We start from the raw sequence: 24,844 nt of genomic DNA, 5'->3' as shown, positions 1-24,844 counted from the left end.
GGGCGGGGCGTCAAAGAGGGGGGTTGTAGGCGGGAGCGTCACTGAACTCGTCGGGACGCGACCGTCTCCGTGACGACCCGGACGACCTCGTCGGGGTCCTCGTGCTCCCAGAAACGAAGTGCGATCCAGCCTGCCTCTCGGAGTAATCGGTCGGTGTCGCGGTCCCGTTCGCGATTCCTCGTCACCTTCTCCGCCCAGAAGCCGGCGTTGGTCTTCGACACCGTGTGATGCACCGGGCAACCGTGCCAGAAGCAGCCGTCGATGAAGACCGCGATGCGCTGTCGGGGGAAGGCGACGTCCATGGTGCGCCGGGACGACCCCGGCACCTTGCGTTGGAGGCGGTACCTGAGTCCCGCGGCGTGGAGCGCCGATCGGATGCGGAGCTCCGCCTTCGTGTCTCGGCCGCGGTTGCTGCGCATCGAGCGCCGGACGCCGTCGCTCGAAGCCCAGGACATGATCCGAGCGTAAGAGGATCCACCGCCTCGGGCCTGCGGTGCCGCCGTTTTCAGTGCGTTTGTCACAGTACGTTTGTCACATGGAACGCGGCCCGATTCGAACCCTCGATCTGTTCGCCGGCGCCGGCGGCCTCACCGCAGGGTTCCACTCCGCCTCGTCCCGGATCGAGACGGTCGCGGCTGTCGAGTGGGACATCGCGGCCGCTGCGACCTTCGAGGCCAATTTCGGCAGGGGCAAGGCCTGGGCGGGAAGCATTCAGAGCTGGTTGGCCGACGCACCGATGCCGACGGACATCGACATCGTCATCGGCGGTCCGCCCTGCCAGGGCTTCTCCACCCTCGGCAAGCAGGACGTCGAGGACGAGCGGAACGACCTCTGGAAGACCTACGCCGAGACGATCAGTCGCGTGCGGCCGAAGTACTTCGTCGTGGAGAACGTCGCCGCCTTCATGAAGTCGCCGCAGTTCCGCGAGTTCGAAGCGGCGGTACAGCCGGGCGAGGTCCTCGAGGACTACGCCTTCGAGTGCCGGATCCTGAACGCCGCCGACCACGGCGCTCCTCAGGCACGGAAGCGCGCCGTACTCATCGGTCACCGTCGCGATCTCGTCACGCCGGGCTTCCCCGAGCCCTCCCATCTCGGACGTCACCGGACCGTTCGCGACGCTCTGATGGCGGAGCACCGGATCTCCTTCGAGACCATCGATGAGAGAGACCTCCCCGAGCGGTCGATCGAGTTCGCGGGAAGACTGCTCAAGGGTCCGTATTCCGGTCTCGAACTGCACACCGGGAGGAATTACTCATCACTGTCCCTCCAGCGCTTCGCCCGGATCCCGCCCGGCGGTAATCGGTTCGACCTCCCTTACGAGCTGCAGGCGAACTGCTGGAGGAACCACCGCACAGGCTCGGCTGACGTGATGGGACGGCTGCACTGGGACAAGCCGGCCGTGACCATCAGGACCGAGTTCTTCAAGCCGGAGAAGGGCCGCTACCTGCACCCCGAAGCGATGCGGTCGATCTCCCTCTTCGAAGCGGCCGTCTTGCAGGGCTTCCCCACCGACTACCGATTCGTCGGGTCCCGGACGGCCATCGCGAAGCAGATCGGTAACGCCGTGCCCATCCCGCTCGGCGCTGCGATCGCGACTCACCTCATCGGCGCGTTGGACGGCGACGTCCTCGTCGCCGGTCCTCGCGAAACGGATTCGATCTCACTTTTCTGAGGGTCGACTCGAATGCCGCTTCATCGAGCTGAACCGGTTCGACTTCGAGTTGCCCATGTCGGTGGGCCTCAATAGGCTGCACGAGCATCATCGTCCGACGAAGGATAAGTGGTCTCGATCAGCATCGACATGTTCTACGGAATGTTCGCCTCGTACGCGCGCCGGCACGGCGTCGAGGCCGCAGAAGAATCGATGTCAGGTGTACTGGACGCGGGCGTACTCGCCCAGCTCCGCGATCGGTTCGAAGCGGATAAGAAGAAAGTGGTGACGGGCGGACCGGTCATCATCGCCGCGGGCAAGGCGGACTGGTACCCGGGCCCCACCCCGGACGACAAGTTCTGGAGCGGTCTGTACGAGCAGTTCCGCTCGGAAGGCTGGAACGACGACCGCCTGATGAGCGTCAACAGCTCGTCGGACAAGGTCGTCGCTCACACCGAACGACCCGACAAGGCCGGCTGGGGTACCCGCGGTCTCGTGGTGGGCTACGTGCAGAGCGGCAAGACGACGAACTTCCTCGCCACGGCGGCGAAGATGGCCGATCTCGAGTACGGGCTCATCATCGTCCTCTCCGGTATCCACAACGCCCTCCGCAAGCAGACGCAGATGCGCTTGGAGGAAGCGCTCGCGCGGGTTCCGGCGAAGGACTGGTTCCGACTGACCGAGCTCGACCGCGACTTCCGACTCCCTCCGTTCGACGCTGCTGCGCTCCTCTCCGGGAACAAGACCGGAGTCGCGGTGGTGAAGAAGAACGCCTCCGTCCTGAGGAAGCTGAAGAAGTGGCTCGAGACGGACGGAGCCCGGACGGCGCTCCGGGAGCGCCCGATGCTCGTGATCGACGACGAGGCGGACCAGGCGTCCGTTGAGACGTCGACCATCAATCCGCTCATCACGGATCTGCTCGGCCTCGCCGCCAAGTCGACCTACATCGGCTACACCGCGACTCCCTTCGCCAATGTCTTCATCAACCCTTACGACAAGAGCGATCTGTACCCGCGGGACTTCATCCTCAGCCTGCCAAGGCCTGACGGCTACTTCGGACCCGAGAAGATCTTCGGTCGTGACACGGTGACGTCCGACCTGGCATCGACCGATCAGCCCGAAGACGGATACGACATGGTGCGGATCGTGCCGGACGACGACGTCGCGAAACTGCGGCCCGGCACCAAGGACGCCGCGACCTTCGTACCGGAGGTGACCGCCGAGTTCGCCGACGCGCTCGACTGGTTCTGGCTGGCGACGGCTGCCCGTCGAGCACGCGGCGACCGCGGCCACAGCTCGATGCTGGTGCACACCACGGTCAAGACGTCGGTGCACGAGGCCTTCAAACCGGTCATCGAGCAGTACCGGGGCGCCACAGCGCTCGGTCTCGCCACTGAAGGGTCCGGGACGGAGGATCGACTGCGCGCACTCTGGGCGACGGAGAGCACGCGAGTGCCCCTCGAGGATCCTACGAAGTCCGTCTCGACGTTCGACGAGATCCTCCCGTTCCTGCGATCGAGCGTCGACGAGTCCCGGGTCGTCCTCGACAACTTCCGCAGCACCGACCGCCTCGACTACAACTCCCGGCCCTCGCAGGTCGTCATCGCCGTCGGTGGAAACACTCTCTCGCGCGGCCTGACCCTTGAAGGACTGGTCGTCAGCTTCTTCATTCGAGCCGCCAGCGCGTACGACACTCTGATGCAGATGGGGCGCTGGTTCGGCTACCGGACCGGCTACGAGGACCTGCCCCGGATCTGGATGACGGCGGAGCTGCAGGACAACTTCCGCCATCTCTCCCGGGTCGAGTACGAGATGCGCGACGACATCGACCGATTCCAGCGGGAGGACATCACGCCGGAACAGGCCGCTGTCCGTATCAGTACGCACCCGGCGCTGCGGATCACCGCGAAGATGGGAGCCGCCTCCCCTCGATTCGTGTCGTTCGAGGGGCGGCGCTTCCAGACGCGGTACTTCCGGAACCACGACCGGACGTGGCTGCAGAATAACCTCGACGCCGCGACCGCACTCCTCGACGCGTGCGGACGATCGGAACGACCTCTGGAGACCGGAGCGACAGGAGCGCGACTCTACCGTCACGTTCCGGTGGATCTGGTTCAGAGGTTCCTGTCGGACTACTCGGTGCACACGGAGTCGAAGGACGTCGATCCCGACCTCATGCGGCAGTACATCGAGAAGTGCACCATTGCTGAAGAGAAGAGCCTCGAGACATGGTCCGTCGCGATCGTCGAGAGCCCGGAGGGTGAGACCGTCCAGGTCGGGGATCTCGACGTGCACATGGTCACGCGCGGCCGGGTGAACGGGAAGGAGAGCTTCGAGGGGGCCGACATCAAGACCCTGATGAGCAAGGAGGACCGTGTCGCCGATCTCGGTCTGTCCCGTCAGGACGCGCGCAAGGCCAGTGAGGAGGACCTGATCAGGCTCAGAGACCTCGATCCCGTCGCCCGTGCGGAGGGTCTGCTCGTCCTCTATTTCATCGCTCCGAAGGGTGGGGCGCTGGGCGGCAGGGACGGACTCCGCCTGTCCATGGACGCCGAGGTCGTCCCGGTCGGTATCGGCGTCGTCTTCCCGGGCCAGCGTTCCCCTGAGCTCGTCGTCGCGGCGACGAAGGTCTCGGTCGATCTGTCGAACATGGAGATCGAGGAGCCCGACGATCGCGTCGAAGGCGTCGATGAGGACACCGAAGCGGAAACGACGGCGTGAGTCCGACGGGAACGACCGTCGGCGCCTGGGCGGTCCTCGTCCGTCCCTCGGGGAATCGGCTCGAATCCTTCCCGATGAAGGACGTGGGTCCGAGAAGTGTCCGTCTCGGTGTGGACGGTGACGGTCGACGTCACCTCTTCGTCCCTCTCGTCATCGCACCTCCGTCGCTCCCGGGGGACGGGGACGCCGTTCGTTTCGCCGTTCGCCACCTGGCCTTCGGCGTCGACAGCGGAATCGTCCTGGACGTCGCGTGCGGCGACTCCTCCGTCCACGCGGAGTTCGACCTCCTCATCGAGGACGTCATCGCGAGCGTCGACGACCCGCGGTCAGCGGGCGCGGCGGCTCTCGAAGCGATCGACCGATGGCGGCGTCTTCTCGCCCTGGAGCGAGGGAAGCGGTTGTCGTTCATCGAGCAGATGGGGATCGCGGCGGAGTTCGCCGTTCTCGATCGGGCTCTGAGCATCGACGCGACCGTCGCGGACGCCTGGCGTGGGCCCTTCCGAGAACCGCACGACTTCGAGTTCCCCTCCGGCTGCGTCGAGGTCAAGGCCGTGGCGGACTCGGACTCCATCGAAGTCCACGGCCTCCGACAGTTGGCGAGGCACGACGGGCGAAGCCTGCACCTCCTTCTGATCGAGGTGTTCGAAGCGGAGGACGGTGCCACCGTCCTCGAGACCGCGGCGCGACTCCGCGAGGTTCACGACGTCGATCTCGACCGACCGCTCGCTCTACTCGGCTTGTCGACCGCGGTCGACGGTCCTCCACTGACTCGATTCCGGACGGGCTCCGTCATCGTGCTCGATGTCGAAGACACGACACCCCGACTCGTCCCCTTGCCCGGTAGTGCCGAGGAGGACTACTCCGACGTGAGTTATCAACTGCGGACCGCAGCGCTTCTTCCCTTCGCCTCGGCACGCGGTGTCGACGAACTCCTGCAGGAGGTCCTACATGCCTGAATGGTGGTCCCAGCGCTTCGCGCCGGAAGGCTCGGCAGCGGCCGACGGCATCAAGAAGCAACTCGGTCAGCCCAGACTCGATCCCCTCACCGTCCTGGCGAGAGAAGCCGCTCAGAACAGTTGGGACGCTCGGGCCGGGCTCGAGGTCCGGTTCTCCATCGACATCTCCCGCCTCGGTGATCGTGCCGCTGTGTGGCAGGAGAACTTCGAGTCGAAGCTTCCGACGGAGAGCGGACTCTTCGAGAAGACCGAATGGACCCCCGACACTCTCGTCATGACGGTCAGCGATCGAGGGACCGTGGGACTCGGTGGTCCCGCGCGCGCTGATGCACGCGTCGAGGAGGACGAGCGCCCCGACTTCGTCCAGTTCCTCCGCAACGTGGGCGAGCCACGGAACCAGTCGCTGGGGGGCGGGACCTACGGTTTCGGCAAGGGCATCTACTATTCGGTCAGTCGGGCGAGCGCCATCCTGGTCGACACCCACGCGGTCGATCGGAAGGCCGGCCGGCGAGTCATGGGCGCAGCGATGACGCACAAGTGGATGGACGGGAACGACGTCTACACGGGCCGTCACTGGTGGGGCGACGTGGTGGACGGCGTGCCCGACCCGGTGACGGGGTTCGAAGCGGCGGACCTGTCTGCGCGACTGGGGCTGCCGGGATTCACCGAGGGCGAGCACGGGACGGACGTCGTCATCATCGACCCCGACCTGGGGATGTTCGACTCGGAACGACCGAGGACCGTCGATGAAGCGATCGCCTTCCTCCGTTCCTCCATGGTCTGGCACCTCTGGCCGAAAACGGTCCCCGCGCCGGAAGGAGTCCTCCTCCTCTCCACGAGTGTCGACGGGAAGCAGGAAGCGGTCCCTTCGGCCGATCGGATTCCGACGGTCGCACCCTTCGCGATGGCCCTCGAGAAGGCCCGTCGACTCGACGGCCACCGTTACACCCGCCAGCGAGCGCCGTTCGACGTGGGAACGATGGCACTGCAGCTGTCCCCGGCCGTTCCCTCCGAGGACGACGAGTTCGACGCGGCATGTCCGATCAGTGGGCCACGCCGTCACATCGCACGGATGCGCAGGGTCGAACTCGTCGTCGACTACTTCATCGGCGAAGAGCACCCCGACCCTCGATTCGGCTACTCCGGTGTCTTCATCGGGTCCGAAGAGGCCGACGACGTCTTCGGTCGTGCCGAACCTCCGACTCATGACGCGTGGGTACCGGCCGGACTGCGCGGCACCGACCTCGGCGTCGTCAACAATCTGGGCGCATTCCTCCGGGGGGCGATCCAGAAGGAGACGGGACCGAAGAAGACGTTCAAGTCCTCCACAGAGACGGCGGGCCTCGGTCGACTGGCCGCCCGTCTCGGCTCCGTCACTCGCAGCTTCTCGGGGACGGGTGCCGGGTCCGACGGTCCCGTCGCGGACAAGCGCTCGGGAGGCGGCGGTGAAGGCGGCGGGGGCGGCGGCTCTCGGCGTCGGCGCGCGACGAAGCCGCGCATCGTCCAAGGTCCGAGTGTCGTGGTCGAGGACGGGATCGCTGTCCTGCGCGCGTTGGTCGAGGTCCCCCCGTCGGAGGACGAGCAGACCGTGGTCGCCTCGGCGCAGGTCGTCCTCGACGGCGGTGGCCTCGAAGAGGACCCGCCCGAGGGCGCCGCAGCGCCCGACTTCGTCTGGCGTCGGCAGGAGGGCGACACCTCCGTCGTTCAGGGACCCGTGTTGTCGCCGCAGACCGATGCGGCGGATCGGTGGTGGCTCTCCGTGACGATCGTCGACGACGCCGCCCTGCGTCTCACTGTGGATTGGAAGAGCTGACATGGCGGACGCACTCGCGCCCTATCGCACACCCTCACCCGCGACGATCAGCTGGTCGGCGCCGGATCTCCTCGACGGGGACGCGTGGGTTCCTCTCCGGGACGAGATCGAGGGGTGGGACCCCTCGATCGACCTGGTGATCCGCGGCTCCGTCGAGATCGACCCTCGCGCCGTCGAGACGGAGACCGGTCTGACGCTGCGCGAGATGGCGCTCGCCGTCTCCTGGTCCTGTTCGTCCAGTAGGTTCCGCGCGGCCGCTCCCCGGATCCCACTCGCGGACGCCGGAGTCACTGACTTCACGGTCACGATGCCGGGAGCCCGCCTCGACGGGAAGGTCGAGATCACCACCGCCGTCGTCGCTCTGCCGAACGCGGACGTCGGAGCCGGGACGGCCCGCCGTCGCGGCTCCGTGCTGGCTGAGCGCCGGTACTCGGTGGCACTCGAAGGCACCATCGGCATGTTCCCCGTCGAGGTCGTCGACTTCGTCAAGACGCGACTGCCGAACGCCGCCAGTTGGCACCTCGAGACGTCTCAGGAGCTGGACCAGGCCTTCCTCGCGGGCTTCCGGCTGCAGATCAACGAGCGCGATGCGGAACTCACGAAGGCCATCGGATCCAGGAGGCCCACCGACCGCGAGAAGATGCTGCTCGACGGCCTCGAGGAAGGCGTTCTCGGACTGCTGCTGGAGTCCGCCTCGATGCTACAGCACGACCTGATGGAGAACGACTGGGAGGAGGAGACAGTCGGTCACGTGCTCCGCTCACTCCTCACCCGGGCGGACGACCTCGGATCCGTCCCCGTCGTCCCCTCCGAGCTGGCGATGTGGCGGGCGGCGATCATGTCGAAAGTGCGCACGCTCGGCGTCGGAAGGCAGCTCTCGTGATCATCTGGCCGAGGCTGAGCAGGGCGATCGCGGCAGGGGAATGGGACCGGGTCAAGAACGACGGGTCCGCGAGCGGACGGCAGTTGATCCGCGACGCCCACTGGCGCGCGATCGGGAACCGCGCCGACGAGCAGGAGTTCGAGACCCTTCGAGAGCGGGTCACCGCTCTCGCGGAGAGCCACGGATTCCCGGACTCCGCCGGAGACGACCTCGGGCGTTTCGACCGTGAGGCCGCGTTCGTGGTCCGCGAGCTGATCGACGTGCCGTTCGCCGAAGCGGCGACCGGGGACGTCTGGTCCTTCGTCTCGTTCGCGGTGCTGCCCGACGTCACGGAATGGCGGTTCGGGCACCGCAACAAAGAACGGTGGATCGGAAGCGACCTGACCCGTCACACCTGGGCTCGCCTGTGGTGGCAGGGCGAAGCGTTCCGACAGGAGCCCGAACTGCTCGGCCCGTTGTCGGAGAGCGACCTCAACCAACTGTTCGAGCGTCGGTCGATCGGCGGCGACAGCGCCCTCGTGCGCGCGCTCGCCCGGTCCTTCGTCACCGTCACCGGTGATCGTCGGGCGATCGTCCGGGACGCGACGAAGAGGATCCGCCGACTCCTCGCCTTCGTCCAGACGCCCGCCCTCGACGAGGACGAGATCCGCGCCCTGGCGGACGAGGTCGTCGAGCAGTCGACCCTCCAGGTGACGGGCGGCCTGAACGCGTCGCACGACACCGGAAGCACCATTGGCGCCTCCGTCTCCGTCGTCCCCGAGGAACAGGTTCCCGAGCGTGCACTCGGGCTCGTCGAACCGGAGTACATCGCCTACGTCCGTCCCGCCGCCCTGTCCGCCACGCAGTTGCTCGAAGAGTCCGCGCTCGAAGGAGTGGTCGAAGCGGCGATCGCGGCGGAAGGACCCGTCCTGCAATCGCGCCTCCGCCGCTTGATCGCGGGCACTGTGGAGGACGAGTCCATCCTCGGATCGGCGGACGCGGCGATGAACGGAGCGATCGCCTCACTGCTCGACTCCCGCCGCATCGAAGCCGACGACTTCGAGATCCCCCTCCTCGGGTCCCAACGCACCCTGCGCATCGCGGGAACGCCGGCACTCCGCATCCGACCGCTGGGGGTCCGGCGCCTTCTGGAGGTGCCTCTGCAAGAGGTACTCGCCGTGTCGCGACTGGCTCCGATGCAGACCGCGGCCGGCCGGATGGAGCACATGGTCGACTTCTACGGGCTCGTCGACATCGATGTCCTCGACAGGATGATCCTTCAACAGCTCGCCGCCCACGGTGCCGACGACTCGGATCGCGGATCCTGATCCTTCGCGACCACCGCCCACCGATCGGCCGAGTTCCCATCTCGGTGCACACACCAGCAGTAGCGCCAGAACAAGGAGACCCTCGATGGATGAAGGACAGGTGGCTGACCTGCGCGGATACGTGCTTGAGCTGCAGGCGACGGCGATCGACACCTATCGTCGCAATCGGGATCTGATGGAGGAACATGTTCGGCAGGAGGACAGCTACCGCTTCGGCGGATACGGCACGCGCCAGGTGAGCGAGCTGCTCCAGAATGCCGCCGACGCCCTAGGATCCACTCCCGGCCGAGTCGAACTGAGAGTCGCCAACAGGGCGCTCTATTGCGCGAACGAGGGTGCACCATTCACCCGGGACGGTGTACGAGCTGTCTCCATGGCGTTCCTCAGCGAGAAGCGCGGCGACGAGATCGGGCGATTCGGCCTGGGATTCAAATCTCTCCTCGGAATCACGAACAATCCGCAGATCCACAGCAGAGAGGCGTCCTTTCAGTTCAACGGTGACGACGTCGTCGAGCTCTTCGAGGGGATGCAGTCACAGTCCGGCCGCCTTCCTGTGATGCGTGTACCGACCCCGATCGACTCCGGTGCGGCGCAAGCCGAGGATCCGCATCTGGCTGAGTTGCTCGGCTGGGCCTCGACGGTCATCAAAGTCCCCTTGGTCTCCGGCGGCCCGCGGATCAGAGAGGAACTCCTCGAACTGAACACCGAGCTGCTGCTCTTCATGCGCTCGATCAGCGAGCTCGCGGTATCCACGCAGAACGCCGACGGCACCTTGACCAGGGTGCGGCACGTGCGCGAGGACGCTTCTGACCGTGGTGAGGTCTTCCTCATGGGGCCGAGCGGGAAGAAGGTCCGCTGGCTTGTCGCCGACAGGCGGTTTGAGCCGTCCCCGGAGACTCTTGCAACTCTGCCGGATACGGCGCGAAGAACCGCCATGACCGTCTCCTACGCCGTACCGCCCGGTGTCCGAGCCGGCCTCGGGCACTTCTGGGCGTGGTTCCCTCTCAACGATCTCACTACCGCCAGCGGTATCTTCAATGCGCCCTGGCAGGTCAACGACGACCGGACGACGATGCTCGCCGGAAGCCGCCTCAACGGAGAGATGTTGGACGTCTGCGCCGAGCTCTTCCTCGATGTGGCGATTCGCTCATCGGATCCGAAGGACCCGGCGGCTCATCTGGACCTCTTCCCCGGACGTGGACGAGAGGTCCGGGGCCCCGGCGATCACAGGCTCTCCGAGGCGATTCCACGCCTCGCAAGGTTCCGCGAGATCATTCCTGATGCCTCGGGAGCACTACGGGCGCCAGGCGAGTTCTCCAGGTTCCCCGAAGCGGCCGACGAGGACGACGGCCGTGCAGCACCCGCCACGGAGCAGATCGTCGCGCTCTGGCAGGACCAGATCTCTCGAATCGACACCCCGCACTCGAGTTGCTATCGGACACGGACCCGCTCCTCCCGGTTGCGAACACTGACGAGAGAGTCCGGCGAACGCACCGGCGGCGAGGTCCGCCTCGATCAATGGTTGGAGGAGCTCGCTGCGGTAGGAACGCCGGCAGCTCTCGTCGCCTCCCTCGAGATCGTCGGTGCGCTCAAACGGACTCGCGGCGACGACGCCGTTCGGCACGCCGCGATCGTTCCGACCACCGCGGGTCGGCTCTCGATTGAGCGGGCAGTCGCTACGGCGCTGCTTCCAGTGGAGGGCTTCGAGTCGCCCGAGAGCATTCCGTCCGTCGACCCACGCTTTGCGACTGACGAGGCCGTTCGGACACGACTGTCCGAGCTCGGCATGAGGAGCGCGTCGGCGACCACTGCCTTGAAAGCCCTTGTCTCTCGCCTCGGGGAGCGGTCACCCGATAAGGATTGGAGCATGTTCTGGAAGCTCGTCGAGAGCGCAGAACGTGAGGAGTCCGCGAAAGTGATCGACGCGCTTCGACTTCGAGTCGGAATAAAGGTCATCTCGGAGACCGGCGAGCTCAGGCCCGCGTCCGACCTCTTCGCCTCCTCCCCCTTCTCCGGGATACCACCCGAACGACGAGCTGCAGCGGCAGGAGTCCCGCTCAACACCCTCGTCGCCGCGGGATGTCTCCAAGCGGCTCCTCGCCGTGCCGCCGCCGAGAACGACAGGCTCTTCCCGAGCTACCGCACGTGGCTCGCCTCCGAATTCGCGCAGGCCTTCAGAGCGGAGAGCCTGCGGATGGACCGAGTCGAGCTCCAGGACCTCGCCTCGTTCGGTCCCCTCGACATCCTGCCCGGCTTAGCGGAAGCCCCTCGAGACGCCGCGACGTGGACACATGAGCTCGTCATGCGCGGCGCTGAACCGCGACGCCGATACACCGCCGTCGCGGTCGGCGGGCGCAAGGCGTCCGCATCGCACTTCTCCTTCGAACGATGGGTGCTCAGTACCCACGGCCGAGTCAAGACGTCGAACGGGATCCGGAGACCTGGAGACTTCGTGGGCTCGAGCCTCAAGCGGTTCGGTGCCTTCCTCCCGGTCGCGGACGAGCGGATCTCCGAATTCTTCGAGGCTCCGGAGCGATTGATCGACGTCTCCGACACTCTTCTCCTTCGGTCCTTCTCTCCCGCGGTCATCGAACGCGGGGCTTCGCTAGGCCAACGCGAACTGGTGGAATTCATCGTCGCCGTCGCCGGCCGGCTGAGGAACCGACCGGCGGAAATGCCCGCTTTCAGCCGCGGATCAGTGACGTGGGCTTCCACGGGCTCCGTGTTCATCGCCCAGAACGAGGACATCGCCGACCTGGACGAGTTGCAGATCGCCTGGTTGCCTGTACACGTTCCAGGGGTCGAGGCGCTCGCGGAGAGTTGGCGCCTCCAGGAAGCGCAAGTCGCTCTCGCAAGATCGATCGACATCGAACCAGGAACTCCTGCGGAGCTGGTCGAGGACGTGCACCCGTCACTGCGATTCCGGTACGCGAAACTCGACAACGTCAAAATCGTACGAAGCCCGAGGATCGTACGGCGCCTGTCCGGGCCTGACGGGAGCACCGAGCAGCGCCAGCGGCGTGCTCTGTCGGAAGATCGGCTCACGATCTTCGTCGACTCCGATCTGGACAGCATCGACACGCTCCTCGAGGTGTCGAACTGTATAGGACTCGGACTGACTCTCGACGAAGTCGAGCGCGTGCTCAGCGAGGACGAAGCACTACGGAGGACGGAGCTGGTGAATCAGTGTCGCGCCGCTCCATCCGACTCGCTGCGCCTCCTTCTCCTGGCCGGACCGAGAGCGCTGCGAGAAGAGCTTCCGCGCGGGCTCCTGGAGGTCGTCGAAGAACGCTTAGGCGCACAATCCGACGCGCGCGTCGCTGAGATATTCCTCGAGATCCATGGGGACGATTCTCTCTGGGTGCTCCGTAAGCGGCTCGACGATCTGGACGGCGTCCCGAAAGCCTGGGCAGGCGCGGACGCCGCGCGCGGTTTCGTCGAGAACCTCGGGTTCCCGATCGCTTTCGCCGGTTCGCAGCAAGTCACGAAACCGAGGTCGGTTCAGATCCAGGGAAGGATCCAGCTCTCGGAGCTGCACGACTTCCAAGAGGATCTCGCCGCCCAGATCCGCGAACTCGTCTTGAAGCCCGGGACTCCGCAGCGCGCACTACTGACGCTACCGACCGGTGCAGGCAAGACCCGAGTGAGCGTCGAGGCTGTCGTTCGTATGGTCTTGGCCGGAGAACTCAGTGGCCCCGTTCTCTGGATCGCGCAATCCGAAGAGCTGTGCGAACAGGCCATTCAGACCTGGACCGACGTCTGGAGAGCGCTCGGGGACGCTCGGGTCCTCGAGATCAGCCGGTTCTGGGGCGACTACGCCGTGGAGGAGGCCGACGCCGACTTCCAACTCGTCGTCGCGATCGACGACAAGCTGAGTAGCCAGATCAACACCGCGGCATCCCGTCTGCAATGGCTCGCCGACCCCGCGCTCGTCGTCATCGACGAAGCCCACACCGCGACCTCGAAGACCTACACCGAGATCCTTTCCTGGCTCGGGCTCACGTCGTCCCAGACTTCCCGACCACTACTCGGACTCACTGCGACAGCTTTCAAGGGCCGAGGATACGAGAACAACAGAACTCTCGCCCTCCGCTTTGGAGAACGGCGCCTCGAGGCGTTTCCAGCCGACAGTGCCGTCAGCGAATTGCGGGCTCGCGGGGTTCTTTCCGACATCGACCACCGAGTGCTCGCCGGCGGCGATTATGAGGCAACGGCGCAGGAGCTCGCCGACCTCCGGAAGTTGAACGAGGTCAACCGCTCGCTGCTCGAGCGCATCGGCGCCGACCTCGACCGGACCCAGCTGCTCCTCGACGACCTCCTCGCCCAACCGACCGAGTGGCCGATCCTCGTCTTCACCCCCTCGGTCGCGTCCGCTCATACGTTGGCTGCTCTACTTCGCCTCGAACGCAGGACGGCGGAGTCCGTTGACGGCGGGATGCGACGTCCCGCACGGCGAAGGGCCGTCGAAAGATTCAAATCCGGAGACGCTCAGTTCCTCATCAACTGCGATCTCCTGACCCAGGGCTTCGACGCACCGAAGGTACGTGCTCTCTACATCGCACGCCCGACCTTCAGTCCTAATCGTTACATCCAGATGGTCGGTCGCGGACTTCGCGGCCGGATAAACGGCGGAACAGACGTCTGCACAATTGTGAATGTAGCTGACACGTTCGATCAATTCGGCGCAGATCTCGCCTATACCGAGTTCGACTACCTGTGGGAGGACCGGTCATGACGGCGGAACCGACGATGGAACAGAGCCGCGACGCCATGGTGGAGACACTTCGGGCGGCTTGGCTGGGGCCCAGGGGCGGTAGCGATGAGCTTTTGGACCAGGATCCGGTGTACGCCTACCTGGTCGGAACTCTTTACCCGACCGAGAAACGCAGTGGTCGAGGTGAACTCTCCCTCTCCATGGACGAGGACGCGGTTCTGCGATCAGACCTTCTCCCCGATGAAGAGGTGGTAGGTGGATACGCAGCGGAAGAAGAGGAGTCCGAGGAGGGACTCGACTTGACGAGCGCGTTCGGATGGGCACCGAGCACCCTGGGGATGTCATTCCTCCACGACGGTGAGTCGTTGGCCGTGCAGGTCGAAGCCGCGCTCTATCCGATCGAAGGGGACGGTTGGCGTCGATCGTCTCTGCCGCCCGCGACTGTACCGATCTCCTCCGAGGTTCTCGCCGGCTCGGTTCTCGTCTTCGACGGCCGAGCTCGAATCGACTGGCGGAACCGCCCTTTCGGCGGTCTGACATTGACGACCGTTTCCCTCGCGAACGCTCGTGAGGTCGAGGAGGGCAGGGCGAAATCCGCGAGCGCGGACTGCCTGTTCCAGGTCGGCTTCGGCTGCGAGGTCGTCGGCGGCCGTCTTCACCCGTACCCTGAGGCCCTCTCTTTCACTCGGACTCCCGAGGAGGACGAGTTACGCCTGAGGTATCGCGGGCGGCGTACGTATGGCGTCGGACACGGGGTCTCTGTCGAGTGGGACGAGACTCCGGGTGAGCCTGCGGGCTTGCGCTCCGTCACGATTCCCGTGAAGACAGTACCCGCCATCAAAGCTCGGGAATCGTCCGCTTCGTTCCTCCGGCTGGATCGTCTCTCCGATCGAGGTGTCGCTCGCACCGACGTCATCGACGGCCTTCGCCGGTTCATCGACGAATACTCCGATTGGGTAGAGGCGCGACGAGAAGAGGCCAGCGGCTTGAATGATCGACGCACCGCTTCATCGCTTCTGGAGAAGATGACGTCCGCCGTCAGACGCATGTCCGAGGGCGTCGACCTCCTCGCCTCGGATGAGACGATCTTCCAGTCCTTCCAGCTCGGGAATCGAGCCATGCGGGACCAGATGCTCCGTGGCCGCGTTCCGGTCGTGGGCGAAGAGCCGTCCTGGCGCCCCTTCCAGCTCGCGTTCATCCTGGTCGGGCTCTGCTCCACGACCGACCCTCAGCATCCCGATAGGGACCTCGTCGATCTCATCTGGTTCCCGACGGGAGGCGGCAAGACGGAGGCGTATCTCGGGCTCGCCGCGATCGAGATGATCCGGCGTCGCCTGGTCGAACCGATCCACGGAGGCGGCACGGCAGTAATCACCCGTTACACGATGCGACTCCTGACGGCACAGCAGTTCCAGCGTGCGTCTCGGCTGTTCTGCGCCCTCGAGCTGATGAGGGTGGATGAGCCTCTCCTTCGGGGGACTGCGGAGTTCTCCGTCGGCCTCTGGGTGGGGAAGAACGCAACGCCGAACACGTTCGCGCAGGCCAAGGAACGCCTCGAGCTGCTCCGCGGTCAACATCGTCCCCAGAACAGCTTTCAGATCCGCGAGTGTCCGTGGTGTGACACCTCCCTGGTCCCGCAGGAACGTAGCTCGAATTGGGACGAGTACGGCTTCGACGCGACGAAGTCCTCCTTCCGCATCCACTGCACTCGAGCACAGTGCCCCTTCTTCAAGCGCCTACCTGTGCAGGTGGTCGACGAAGCGATGTATGCGCACCCGCCGACCATGGTCGTCGGAACGGTCGACAAGTTCGCTCGCCTCTCGCGTCTCGCGACGGCAGGCACACTGCTGGGTCTGGGAACACAGAACCGTCCGCCGAGCCTGGTCATCCAAGACGAACTTCATCTTCTCTCCGGCCCCCTCGGAACCGTGGTCGGCACATATGAGGCAGCCATCTCCGCGATGTTGTCCTCGAACGGCCGACCACCGAAGATCGTGGCGTCTTCGGCGACTGTGCGAGCTGCGTCGGATCAGGTACGCGGGATTTTCGCTCGACCGCGGACTGCCGTCTTTCCTCCGAGCGGGTTGAACGCCGACGACAGCTTCTTCGCCGAGCCCGACCGGGACCGCCCCGGCCGCACATACGTCGGCATCATGCCCCAGGCTCACAGCCCGGCCTGGGCCCTCGGCAGGCTCGCGATCGAGGCGGGCTCAGCGCCTGACGCGCTCGGACTCACCGGCGCGCAGAGAAGCGCATATTGGACGCTGGTTCTCTACCACAACAGCCTTCGAGAGCTTGGGCGCACGGTCACGATCCTCCGTGACGACGTCAAGAGTGATCTCGACCGTCGAGCGCAACTGACTTCATCGGCGGCCAGGACGTACGCTGTGGAGGAGTTGAACAGCAACGTGCGCGACTCGGAGCTGATCGAGCTGTTGAACCGCCTCGGCGAAGGTCCCGGCTCCGACGGAGTGATCGACGCGCTCGCGGCGACGAACATCCTCTCCGTCGGCATCGATGTCGACCGACTCGGACTGATGCTCGTCAACGGACACCCCAAATCCACCTCCGAGTACATTCAGGCGACGAGTCGAGTCGGGCGCGGATCCGTTCCCGGAATCGTCATCACGTTGTTCCGGAGTCACAAGCCGCGAGACCGGTCCGTCTTCGAGAGCTTCGGCGTCTACCACGACTCCTACTACCGTTTCGTCGAGCCCGCGTCAGTGACGCCGTGGTCTCTCCAGGCGCGTCAGCGGTCCCTCAGGGCCGCCTTCGCGATGCTTGTGAGGCAACTGTCGTTGCGGCAGAACGACGCGGCTCGTCGATTCGAGGTCGATTCGGCTGCGGTGAGACAGGCGTACACCCTGATCCTCGAGCACATAAGCGTTTCCGACCCTCGAGAATCCGAGGCCTCCCGGCGGGAGCTCGATGCCGCCATCGCCGAGTGGGGTCGTCGGGCACAGAACGCTCGAGACACGAACGAGGAGCTCCTCTATGAAGGCTCCGAGCCGAACGAGCGCCTCCTGAAGAACTTCGACGAGGCGGGGATCGGATGGCCTGCGATGAACTCAATGCGAACTGTCGACGCGGTCGTCCGAATCAAAGCGTGGGGAGAGAAGTCGTGACCGGCAATGGTGCGAAGAAATGGACACGGAAGGGCGTGATCGACGCGCGCACTCTGCGGCTCACTGAGACCATCGCTCCTTTCGGACCAGGAGCGGTCGTCGACATCCTCGGGGAATCCTTCATGGTTCCTACGGGCGAAGCGTGGCCCTCACCGCAGGCACTGCCCGCGGTCGACTGCCCTCGTCTTCTCGAAAAGTTGCAGATCGAAGGGCGGACGGTGAGCGAGTTGCGGTCCGCTCCTGTCTACGACGATCAGGACCAGACGTCGGTCGCCCTCGAGTTCACCAGATTCCCGGCGTGGATGTTCTGCGACAGATGCAGCCTCATGAACAAGTGGAAGGCGTCGGACAACGTCAAGGGCGGTTCGGCACCGACGTGCGCGGACTGTGCTGGCCGGCTGGTTCCGATGCGTTTCGTCCTGCTCTGTACGACGAGAGGACATGCGGAGGACGTGCCCTGGGACCGCTGGGCCCATCGTCTTGGAGAAATGTGCGGAAGCCCGAAGCTGCGATTCATGACGAGCGGGCGAGGCGCAGGGCTTTCGGCGCTTCGCGTTGAATGCGATTGTGGCCGCAGCCGCTCTCTCGGCGACTTGAACAAGAGCAGGCTGGCTCGCGACGGCTACACCTGTCGAGGACGACAGCCGTGGGACCGTCGTCGCGAAGAGACATCTTGTGGCGAGCCGCTGGACGCCCAGCAACGCGGCGCGACCAACGTCAGGTTCGGTGACGTGGTGTCAGCGATCGACATTCCGTGGGTTCCTTCCAGAGCCGATGAGGCGACCGACGCCATTCGCTCCCATCTGATGCACGAAGCGCTGCTCGCGGCTCAATCGCCAGGCAAGATCGATCAGATCGCTCGAATGATCGCGGACGACCTCGACGTGTCTGTGGAGGCGGTCCTACAGTTGCGATCCGGGCGACCGTCGTTCGACCACGCGCAAGTCAGTCGCTCGATCCTCGACGAAGAATTCGAGGCGTTCCACGCCGCGCAGCACGGATCAGCAGCGACCCAGGATTTCGTGACCCGGACTGACGAGATGACAGGAGCCGGGGAGGTGGGTGGCATCTTGTCACGAACGTTCGACGCCGTGGTCATCGTCGACAGGTTGCGTGAGGTCCGCGCCTCGGTCGGGTTCCGTCGATACAAGCCCGACACCGCACTCGTCCCTTCGGTGCCTGTCTCCACGATCTCCAAGAGCTGGCTTCCAGCGGTAGAGAACTACGGAGAAGGTGTCTTCATTCGCTTCGCTGCCGCACCGGTCGATGACTGGGCGGACCTCCGAACGACAGCGGATCGGTACGACGCTTTGCGGCGGAATCGAGACGCGTCCAACCTCCGATCGCGGCTCGCCGATCCTTCTCCGCAGTACATGTTGTTGCATTCCTTCGCCCATGTCGTGATGGCGAGGCTGGCACACACAGCGGGATACACCGCTCCGGCTCTTCGCGAGAGGGTTTACGCCTCGCAGGGCGACTACGGGATCCTCGTTTACACGACGACCGGTGGCACCGCGGGCACGCTCGGTGGTCTTGCTCGAGAAGGAGAGCATGACCGCCTTCCCGAGGCGGTAGTCAATGCGCTGACGGCCATGACATGGTGCGCCAACGATCCGGTCTGTGCCGAATCCTCCCCGCAGAGCATCGACGGCTTGAATCTCGCCGCGTGCCACTCCTGCTTGATGGCGCCGGAGACGTCCTGCGAATCGATGAATCTGCTTCTGGATCGGAGTTCACTCGTCGGCGAGAACGGCTTCTTCCAGCCCCTCGTCAGCGCAGCGCAGGCGGCAGCTGTAGCGGAGGTCCGCTAAGAGCTGCACAATGTGTCCCGAGTCTCGTAGGTTCGCGCGGATTCGACGGTGAGGTAGTACCTGTTCGAGACTGCCGTGTCCGGATGAGCTCGTCGCGCTCGATTCAGGCCTCCACCCCTCACTCCCCGCACCCCGCCAGCACCGCCTCCGACGCCGCCCGGTCCCGCGCGTCGATCCCGAGCCCGTAGACGCTGAGCACTTCCACGAACTGCTCCACGTACCCGCAGCGCAGCTCCGGGGCCGGTGGCAGCCACTCCCCCGGGCCGGCGTCGCTCTTCGCGCGGTTGGTCTGCTCGGACGCGGCGACGAGGTTCGCGGGGTCGTTCGCGAAGGCGAGGCGCTGGTCGTCCGTCCACGACCAGGCGCCGTGGTGCCAGGCCCAGCCGAGGGCGACGACGTGGTCGATCTGCACGAGGCGGGAGGTGTCGGTCCCGGAGACGAAGGCGACCGAGGTGCCGTCGTAGGGGTCGATCAGGGTGCCGGTGAGGACCTTGCAGTCGCGGGTGCCGGGCTTGAACACGGGGGCGAGCAGGTCGCGGCCGAGGACGTCGTTGCGGGTGTCGCAGCCGTTGCGGTCGACGTCCGACCACGCCTGTCCGAAGAGGTCGCGGTCGTAGGGGACGGCGGCGGGGCCTTCGACCGAGGGGAGAGCGGCCAGCGTCCCGAGGAACGGAGCGGACGGCTCCGTTTCCGGAGTGGACGGCTCGACGTCCGCCGAGGGGCTGCTCGGCGCGGGAGCAGCCGGGCTGCTCGACGCCGCAGAAGCACCGGCCGAGGAGGACACCACCTCCGGTCCGCCTCCTCCCGCCGTGTCCGACAGCGCGACGGCGGCGACGGCGAGCGCCGCAGCTCCCAGCAGAGCGAGGATCGCACCGGCCCGTCGACGAGGGCGCCGGCGCACGGGGAACGTAGGCCAGTGGCGCATGATCGACCCTCCTGCGATGAGACCCGCGATGCGGTCGACGCGACGCGCCTCCTCAGTATGCGGAGTGGCCCGCTCCGGGCTCGACGGTCGGGCGGAGGGTCGGGAACAGGGGGCGGCCGCGCGGAGCGACAGCGTCGACGGCCGGGATCGAGCCTCCCGGAGGCCACCTCGTCGCGCCCGCGCCGTCGACCCGCGCCTGCTTGACTGCTCCCATGGAGATCTTCATCGGAGTGGTCGGCCTGCTCGGCGGGCTGGTCATCGCCGGGCTCGCGGTCGTCGCGGTGGTCATCGGACGGCGGCGGGCGGTGCCGGCGTCGCTGGTCGACGTCGAGGTGCGGCTGACGCACGCCGGGGACGACTGGTGGCGGGTGGGCGCGCGGGTGCGCAACTCCGGCCGCTCGCTCGTGCCGGTGACGAGCTACAGCGACGGGCGGCCGATCTCGGTCGATCTCGGCGGGGCCGTGTCGGCGGAGTGGTACGGGTCGGCTCCCCGGTCGGACGCGTGGCGGATCGATCCGGCGGTCGGGCTCCTCCTCGGACCCGTCGCGCTGGAGCGAGGGGCCGACCTGGGGGCGACCATCGTCGTGCGCGGGCGGCCGCAGGTGCGGATCGACGCGCCGCTGCGCTACGTGCCGGTGCGCGAGAACGTGATCGAGTCGCAGACGCCGGACGCCGCTCCGGTCTGGGGCGTGTCCGAGGCCGCGACCTCTCCGGCAGCAGCGCCTGCGTCGGCTCCCCCCGCGCCGATCCGCCCGCGCCAGCAGCGTCCGATGGACGCCGACCCGTCACGTCCCAAGCGTGAGAGCGTCCTCCGCGGCGGCTTCGGAGTGTGGGCGGCCATGATCGCGGGGGGCGCCGGAGCCGTCGGCGTCGCGATCGGGATCGCCCTCGAGCTGGCCGGCGTCGAGGCGTCGGGGCTCGGCGGCGCGGGCATCATCCTGATCGCGGCCGGCTTCCTCGGCCTCGTCGGCACCCTCGTGATCCGGCTGCTGCGCCGCTGGCTCGAGCCGCCGGCCCTCTGGCGGACGCCTGCGCAGCGCCTCCGCCGTCCCGGGACGATCACCGTCCTCATCCTGAGCTACGCCGGGCTGGCGCTGTTCTGCACCGAGTTCGCGGCGCAGTCGGTGACCGGCGACACGACCTGGGTGGCCGGGATCGCCGTGCTGATGCTGATCGCCGCGCTGATCGGCATGGGACTCGTCGGGTTCCTCCGCCTGGTGGTCCTGCTCGGCGTGCGCCGGGCCTCCCGGGAGACCCCGTGACCCGAGAGGTCGTCGTCGTCGTCGGAGCCGGCCTGGTCGGAGCGGCGACGGCCCGCGCACTCACCGAGCGCGGCGATCGCGTAGTGCTCGTCGAGCAGTTCGAGCGGGGTCACGACCGCGGCTCGTCCCACGGCGAGACGCGCATCTTCCGCCGCGGCTACCTCGAGGACGACTACCGCGCCCTCACCGGACGGGCCGGGCGCGCCTGGGCACGGCTCGAGGCCGAGACCGGCCGCCGCCTGCTGCACCCGGTCGGCGCGATCGACCACGGCGACTCCGCCGTCCTGGCCGCCGTCGAGGCTGTCCTCCTGCGCGACGGGATCCCCGTGGTGCGGATCGAAGCGGACGAGGCGGAGCGGCGCTGGCCGGGACTCCGCTTCGAGACCGACGTCCTGCTGCACCCCGAGGGTGGACGCCTCGACGCGGCGGCCGCGATCGACGCGATGCTCGACTCCGCCCTCGGACGCGGCGCCGTCCTCCGGACGCAGACGCGGGTGCTGGGCATCGAGGAGCGCGCCGACGACGTGCGCGTGCTGACCACCGACGGCGCCATCGAAGCCGACGCGGTCGTCGTGGCCGGCGGATCCTGGACGCCTCCGCTCGTGGACGGCCTCGTCCGCGCGGCCGGCCGACGCCTCCCTCCGCTGCGCGTCACGCAGGAGCAGCCCGCGCACTTCGCGACGGACCTGCCCCTCGACTCCTGGCCGAGCTTCGCCCACCACCGCGTCGGCCTGCCCGTCGTCTACGGGCTCGCGACGCCCGGAGTCGGGGTGAAGGTGGGCGAGCACAGCACCGGAGTCGTCGTCGATCCGGACGAGCGCTCCTTCGAGCCCGAGCCCGGAGCGCTCGCCCGCCTCGTCGGCTACGTCGCGGAGTGGATTCCGGGCGTGGACGCGGCGAGCGCCACTCCGATCAGCTGCCTCTACGACAGCACGCCCGACGAGGACTTCGTGCTCGACCGCGTGGGCCGCGTGACTCTGGCGACCGGGTTCTCGGGGCACGGCTTCACGTTCGGTCCGGTCCTGGGCGAGCTGCTCGCGGACCTCGTCGCCGGCGGAGTGGCGCGGGAGCGGTTCCAGCTGCTGCCGGCGTGAGGGGCGGGTGCGTCCGGAGGAGTGGCTTCCGACCGGGGAGCAGCGGCTTCTGACCGGGGAGCAGCGGATGGATTCCGACGCAGCAGCGTCTGCTCAGCGGCCTGCCGGGCCTGTTCCGCGCTGCTCGCGGCCGTCCGGGTCGAGGAGGACGGCGTCGTCCCAGCCGCTCGCCGCCTCCGTCGCACGGGCCTTCGCGGGCGCGCGCCGAGCCACCGCGACGACGATCAGCACCCCCAGCATCACCAGGGCGGCGGTCTGCAGCGGCGGCGCGACCATCGCGAGCGCCTGCCGCACGTAGAGCTCCGGCGGGACCGTGATCGAGTCGCCCTGGTACTGGTTCGGCAGCAGGAGGACCACGACCGGGAGCGCGAGCACTGCGGCCCAGAGGACGACGGTGACCGCGATGGCGGCGGCCCAGAGCAGGCGGACCCGCGTCATCGGCGGGGAGCCCTCAGCAGCGGGACCACGACAGCCAGGCCGAGCGCGATCAGGCCGACGGTGAGGAACGGTCCGATCGCGTTGTCGCTGAGCACGCGCAGGTACTGCTCGGGCCCGAAGGCGCTCTGCGACGGCGAGTAGTCGTACCAGCTGTGGGAGCTGTTCCAGAGGGCGAGGAGTCCGACGAGGACGCTCACGGCGCCGACGACCCCCAGGGCTCCGGCGATGCGGCGAGTGGGGACGGCGGGGCGGGGGTCGGCGTCGGTCGCGTCGCGACGGTCTCCGGAGCCGGGTGCCGCGTCGCGGGGAGCGGAGTCGGGTTCGGCGGAGAGCGGGACGGTCGGCTCGGTCGGGAGTGGGACTGTCGGCTCCGCGGGTCGCGGCGCGGTCGGCTCCGCGGGTCGCGGCGCGGTCGGCTCCGCGGGTGTCGGGACGGCCCGCACCGCCGATCTCTCGCGCTCCGGAGCCGTCCGTCGGCCGGAGGCTCGGGAGCCCGTCGGGCCGCCGACCGATCGCACGTCCTCGTGCTCGGGAGCGGACCGGCCGCCTCTCCGGCCGGCCGAGCGCCCGGTGCCCGCGGCGCCGCCCGACAGGAACGGGGAGCGGAGGCGCTCCTCTCCGCTGCCGCGCCGCTCGGCGACGCGTCCGTCGTAGCCGCGCTGGAAGCCCGCGTGGTAGCGCGGGTCGGTGCCGCCCTCGTCCGTCCCGCCGCTCTCGCGTGGGGAGCCGTCCGCTCCGGTGCTCCGCGCCATGCCGTCTCCCGCTTCGTGCAGTCGGGCCATCATGTCGCACCTCGCCCGCTGCGGGGAGGTGCCGGGCGGAGCTCGGGGTGCGGTCGGCGGACGCGGGGGTTCAGCGCCCGGCCGCGGTGGTGCGGGACGGGAGGCTGACGATCCCCGCTCCGACCAGCAGCAGGCCGATCGTCACCGCCGTCAAGGCCGGCCAGCCACCGGCTCCGACGGCCAGGCCGAGGAGCCAGCCGCCGGCGGCCGAGCCCGCGTAGAAGGCGATCGTGTAGACCGCGCCGGCGTGCCCGCGGAGTGCCGGAGCCGCCCGCGCTCCCGTCCAGGCGGCGCCGGTCGCGTGCAGGGCGAAGAAGCCGGCCGTGAAGACGAGGAGTCCGGCGATCACCACGGCCACGTTCTCGGCGAGCATCACCAGCAGTCCGACGATCATCAGGGCGACGCCGATCCGCATGACGAGGCGGGGACCGATCCGCGGCCCCCATCTCCCCGCGAGCCGGGAGGAGACGGTTCCCGCGAGGTAGGCGGCGAAGAGGAGGGAGACGAGCGCGGGCGCGAGTGCGAACGGGGGCGCCTCGAGCCGGAACGCCAGGTAGTTGTAGACCGCGACGAACACGCCGACCGCGAGGAACGTCTGCAGCGCGATCGCGACGAGCATCGGATCGCGGAGCACCTGCGCCGTCTTTGCTCGCCAGCCGCCGGGAGCAGTCTCGCGCGCGCCGCCGCCCCGGGGCGCGAGCACCGCGAAGACGATCGCCGCCGCTGCGCAGACGGCCGTCACGACGAGCAGGGCTCCGCGCCATCCGAGCGCCGCCGCGAGCGGTCCGGCGAGCAGGCGTCCGGCGGCACCGCCGATCGTGGTCCCGGAGACGTAGGCGGTCGCGGCGGCCGTCGCTCCGGCGCCCCCGACCCGGTCGTGGATCGCCGCGACGGCGAGCGCCGGGACGGCACCCAGTGCCGCTCCCCCGAGGAAGCGCAGGACGAGGAGGAGCTCGAAGGTCGGGGCGACGCAGGCGAGCAGCGCCAGGACCACGGACGTGAGGACCGCGATCCGCATGGATTCGAGCCGTCCGATGCGCTCGGCCACCGAGGCCCACGGCAGCACCGAGAGCGCCAGTCCGAGGGTCGCGGCCGAGACGGTGAGCGCGGCGTCGGACGGGGCGAGGGCCCATTCCCGCGCGAGCTGCGGGAGGACGCTCTGCACGGCGTAGAGCTCGGCGAAGGTCGCGACTCCGGCGGCGAGGAGGGCGATGGTCAGCCGCCGCTGCGAGAAGGGTGCCGCTGCGCGCATCGGTCGGGTGCGTGCGGCGGTGCTCATGATTCCGACGGTAGACCGCCTCCGGTTGCATGACTAATGTGCTTTCTCGTACTGTTCATGCGTTCTGGTCATGTCCGGATCTA

Annotated in this window: 17 protein-coding genes; 11 read left to right on the top strand and 6 right to left on the bottom strand. The window is 67.5% G+C overall.

Annotated features, from left to right (window positions below):
- Window positions 1-38: 38 nt before the first annotated feature.
- Entirely contained in the window at window positions 39-455 is a 417-nt protein-coding gene (locus tag C5D36_RS14505) for a very short patch repair endonuclease (protein ID WP_104296099.1), read from the bottom strand.
- Window positions 456-535: 80 nt separating this feature from the next.
- Here C5D36_RS14505 and C5D36_RS14500 point away from each other — a divergent pair, with 80 nt between their 5' ends.
- The 9 genes from C5D36_RS14500 to drmB all read left to right on the top strand — a co-directional run bounded on the left by C5D36_RS14500 (window position 536) and on the right by drmB (window position 18,981).
- Window positions 536-1,672, top strand: coding sequence for a DNA cytosine methyltransferase (locus tag C5D36_RS14500; protein WP_104296100.1), 1,137 nt, complete (start codon window positions 536-538; stop codon window positions 1,670-1,672).
- A gap of 108 nt (window positions 1,673-1,780) precedes the next feature.
- Window positions 1,781-4,372, top strand: coding sequence for a Z1 domain-containing protein (locus C5D36_RS14495; protein WP_104296098.1), 2,592 nt, complete (start codon window positions 1,781-1,783; stop codon window positions 4,370-4,372).
- The gene (locus C5D36_RS14490; protein ID WP_104296097.1) at window positions 4,369-5,328 is read left to right on the top strand and encodes a PD-(D/E)XK motif protein; all 960 of its coding nucleotides are present in this window, start codon (window positions 4,369-4,371) and stop codon (window positions 5,326-5,328) included. Before C5D36_RS14495 ends, C5D36_RS14490 begins: the two co-directional genes overlap by 4 nt.
- Window positions 5,321-7,141 (top strand): hypothetical protein, encoded by a 1,821-nt coding sequence (locus C5D36_RS14485; protein ID WP_104296096.1) that lies wholly within the window; start codon window positions 5,321-5,323, stop codon window positions 7,139-7,141. The genes C5D36_RS14490 and C5D36_RS14485 overlap by 8 nt, the downstream gene beginning before the upstream one ends.
- A 1-nt stretch (window position 7,142) precedes the next feature.
- Window positions 7,143-8,024, top strand: a complete 882-nt coding sequence (locus C5D36_RS14480) for a hypothetical protein (protein ID WP_104296095.1) — start codon at window positions 7,143-7,145, stop codon at window positions 8,022-8,024.
- A complete protein-coding gene (locus C5D36_RS14475; protein WP_104296094.1) occupies window positions 8,021-9,331 on the top strand; it encodes a hypothetical protein in 1,311 nt (436 codons plus the stop codon). Before C5D36_RS14480 ends, C5D36_RS14475 begins: the two co-directional genes overlap by 4 nt.
- Before the next feature lie 85 nt (window positions 9,332-9,416).
- Entirely contained in the window at window positions 9,417-14,066 is a 4,650-nt protein-coding gene (locus tag C5D36_RS14470) for a sacsin N-terminal ATP-binding-like domain-containing protein (RefSeq protein ID WP_104296093.1), read from the top strand.
- Window positions 14,063-17,170 (top strand): helicase-related protein, encoded by a 3,108-nt coding sequence (locus C5D36_RS14465; RefSeq protein WP_104296092.1) that lies wholly within the window; start codon window positions 14,063-14,065, stop codon window positions 17,168-17,170. Before C5D36_RS14470 ends, C5D36_RS14465 begins: the two co-directional genes overlap by 4 nt.
- Complete coding sequence (drmB, locus tag C5D36_RS16665; RefSeq protein WP_146083749.1) at window positions 17,167-18,981, top strand: DrmB family protein; 1,815 nt, start codon at window positions 17,167-17,169, stop codon at window positions 18,979-18,981. Before C5D36_RS14465 ends, drmB begins: the two co-directional genes overlap by 4 nt.
- A 118-nt stretch (window positions 18,982-19,099) precedes the next feature.
- On the opposite strand, the gene C5D36_RS14455 is transcribed toward drmB, so the two are convergent.
- Together C5D36_RS14455 and C5D36_RS16945 are read right to left on the bottom strand one after the other, a co-directional pair.
- Window positions 19,100-19,906 (bottom strand): HNH endonuclease family protein, encoded by an 807-nt coding sequence (locus tag C5D36_RS14455; RefSeq protein WP_104296090.1) that lies wholly within the window; start codon window positions 19,904-19,906, stop codon window positions 19,100-19,102.
- A gap of 52 nt (window positions 19,907-19,958) precedes the next feature.
- Window positions 19,959-20,120, bottom strand: a complete 162-nt coding sequence (locus C5D36_RS16945) for a hypothetical protein (protein WP_181072917.1) — start codon at window positions 20,118-20,120, stop codon at window positions 19,959-19,961.
- Here C5D36_RS16945 and C5D36_RS14450 point away from each other — a divergent pair.
- Both C5D36_RS14450 and C5D36_RS14445 read left to right on the top strand, forming a co-directional pair.
- Window positions 20,119-21,168, top strand: coding sequence for a hypothetical protein (locus C5D36_RS14450; RefSeq protein WP_104296089.1), 1,050 nt, complete (start codon window positions 20,119-20,121; stop codon window positions 21,166-21,168). The genes C5D36_RS16945 and C5D36_RS14450 overlap by 2 nt on opposite strands.
- Entirely contained in the window at window positions 21,165-22,262 is a 1,098-nt protein-coding gene (locus C5D36_RS14445; protein WP_104296088.1) for an FAD-dependent oxidoreductase, read from the top strand. The genes C5D36_RS14450 and C5D36_RS14445 overlap by 4 nt, the downstream gene beginning before the upstream one ends.
- Before the next feature lie 93 nt (window positions 22,263-22,355).
- Here C5D36_RS14445 and C5D36_RS14440 read toward each other — a convergent pair whose 3' ends face one another.
- The 3 genes from C5D36_RS14440 to C5D36_RS14430 all read right to left on the bottom strand — a co-directional run bounded on the left by C5D36_RS14440 (window position 22,356) and on the right by C5D36_RS14430 (window position 24,761).
- Window positions 22,356-22,700, bottom strand: a complete 345-nt coding sequence (locus tag C5D36_RS14440) for a hypothetical protein (protein WP_104296087.1) — start codon at window positions 22,698-22,700, stop codon at window positions 22,356-22,358.
- Complete coding sequence (locus C5D36_RS14435) at window positions 22,697-23,485, bottom strand: hypothetical protein (RefSeq protein ID WP_146083748.1); 789 nt, start codon at window positions 23,483-23,485, stop codon at window positions 22,697-22,699. The genes C5D36_RS14440 and C5D36_RS14435 overlap by 4 nt, the downstream gene beginning before the upstream one ends.
- A 67-nt stretch (window positions 23,486-23,552) precedes the next feature.
- Window positions 23,553-24,761, bottom strand: coding sequence for an MFS transporter (locus tag C5D36_RS14430; protein ID WP_104296085.1), 1,209 nt, complete (start codon window positions 24,759-24,761; stop codon window positions 23,553-23,555).
- Between the last annotated feature and the right edge of the window lie 83 nt (window positions 24,762-24,844).

The sequence above is a fragment of the Rathayibacter sp. AY1C6 genome (assembly GCF_002931535.1).
GTDB lineage: Bacteria > Actinomycetota > Actinomycetes > Actinomycetales > Microbacteriaceae > Rathayibacter.
Note: the sequence above shows the minus strand (reverse complement) of the source record. Positions and strands in the feature narration are given on the sequence as shown.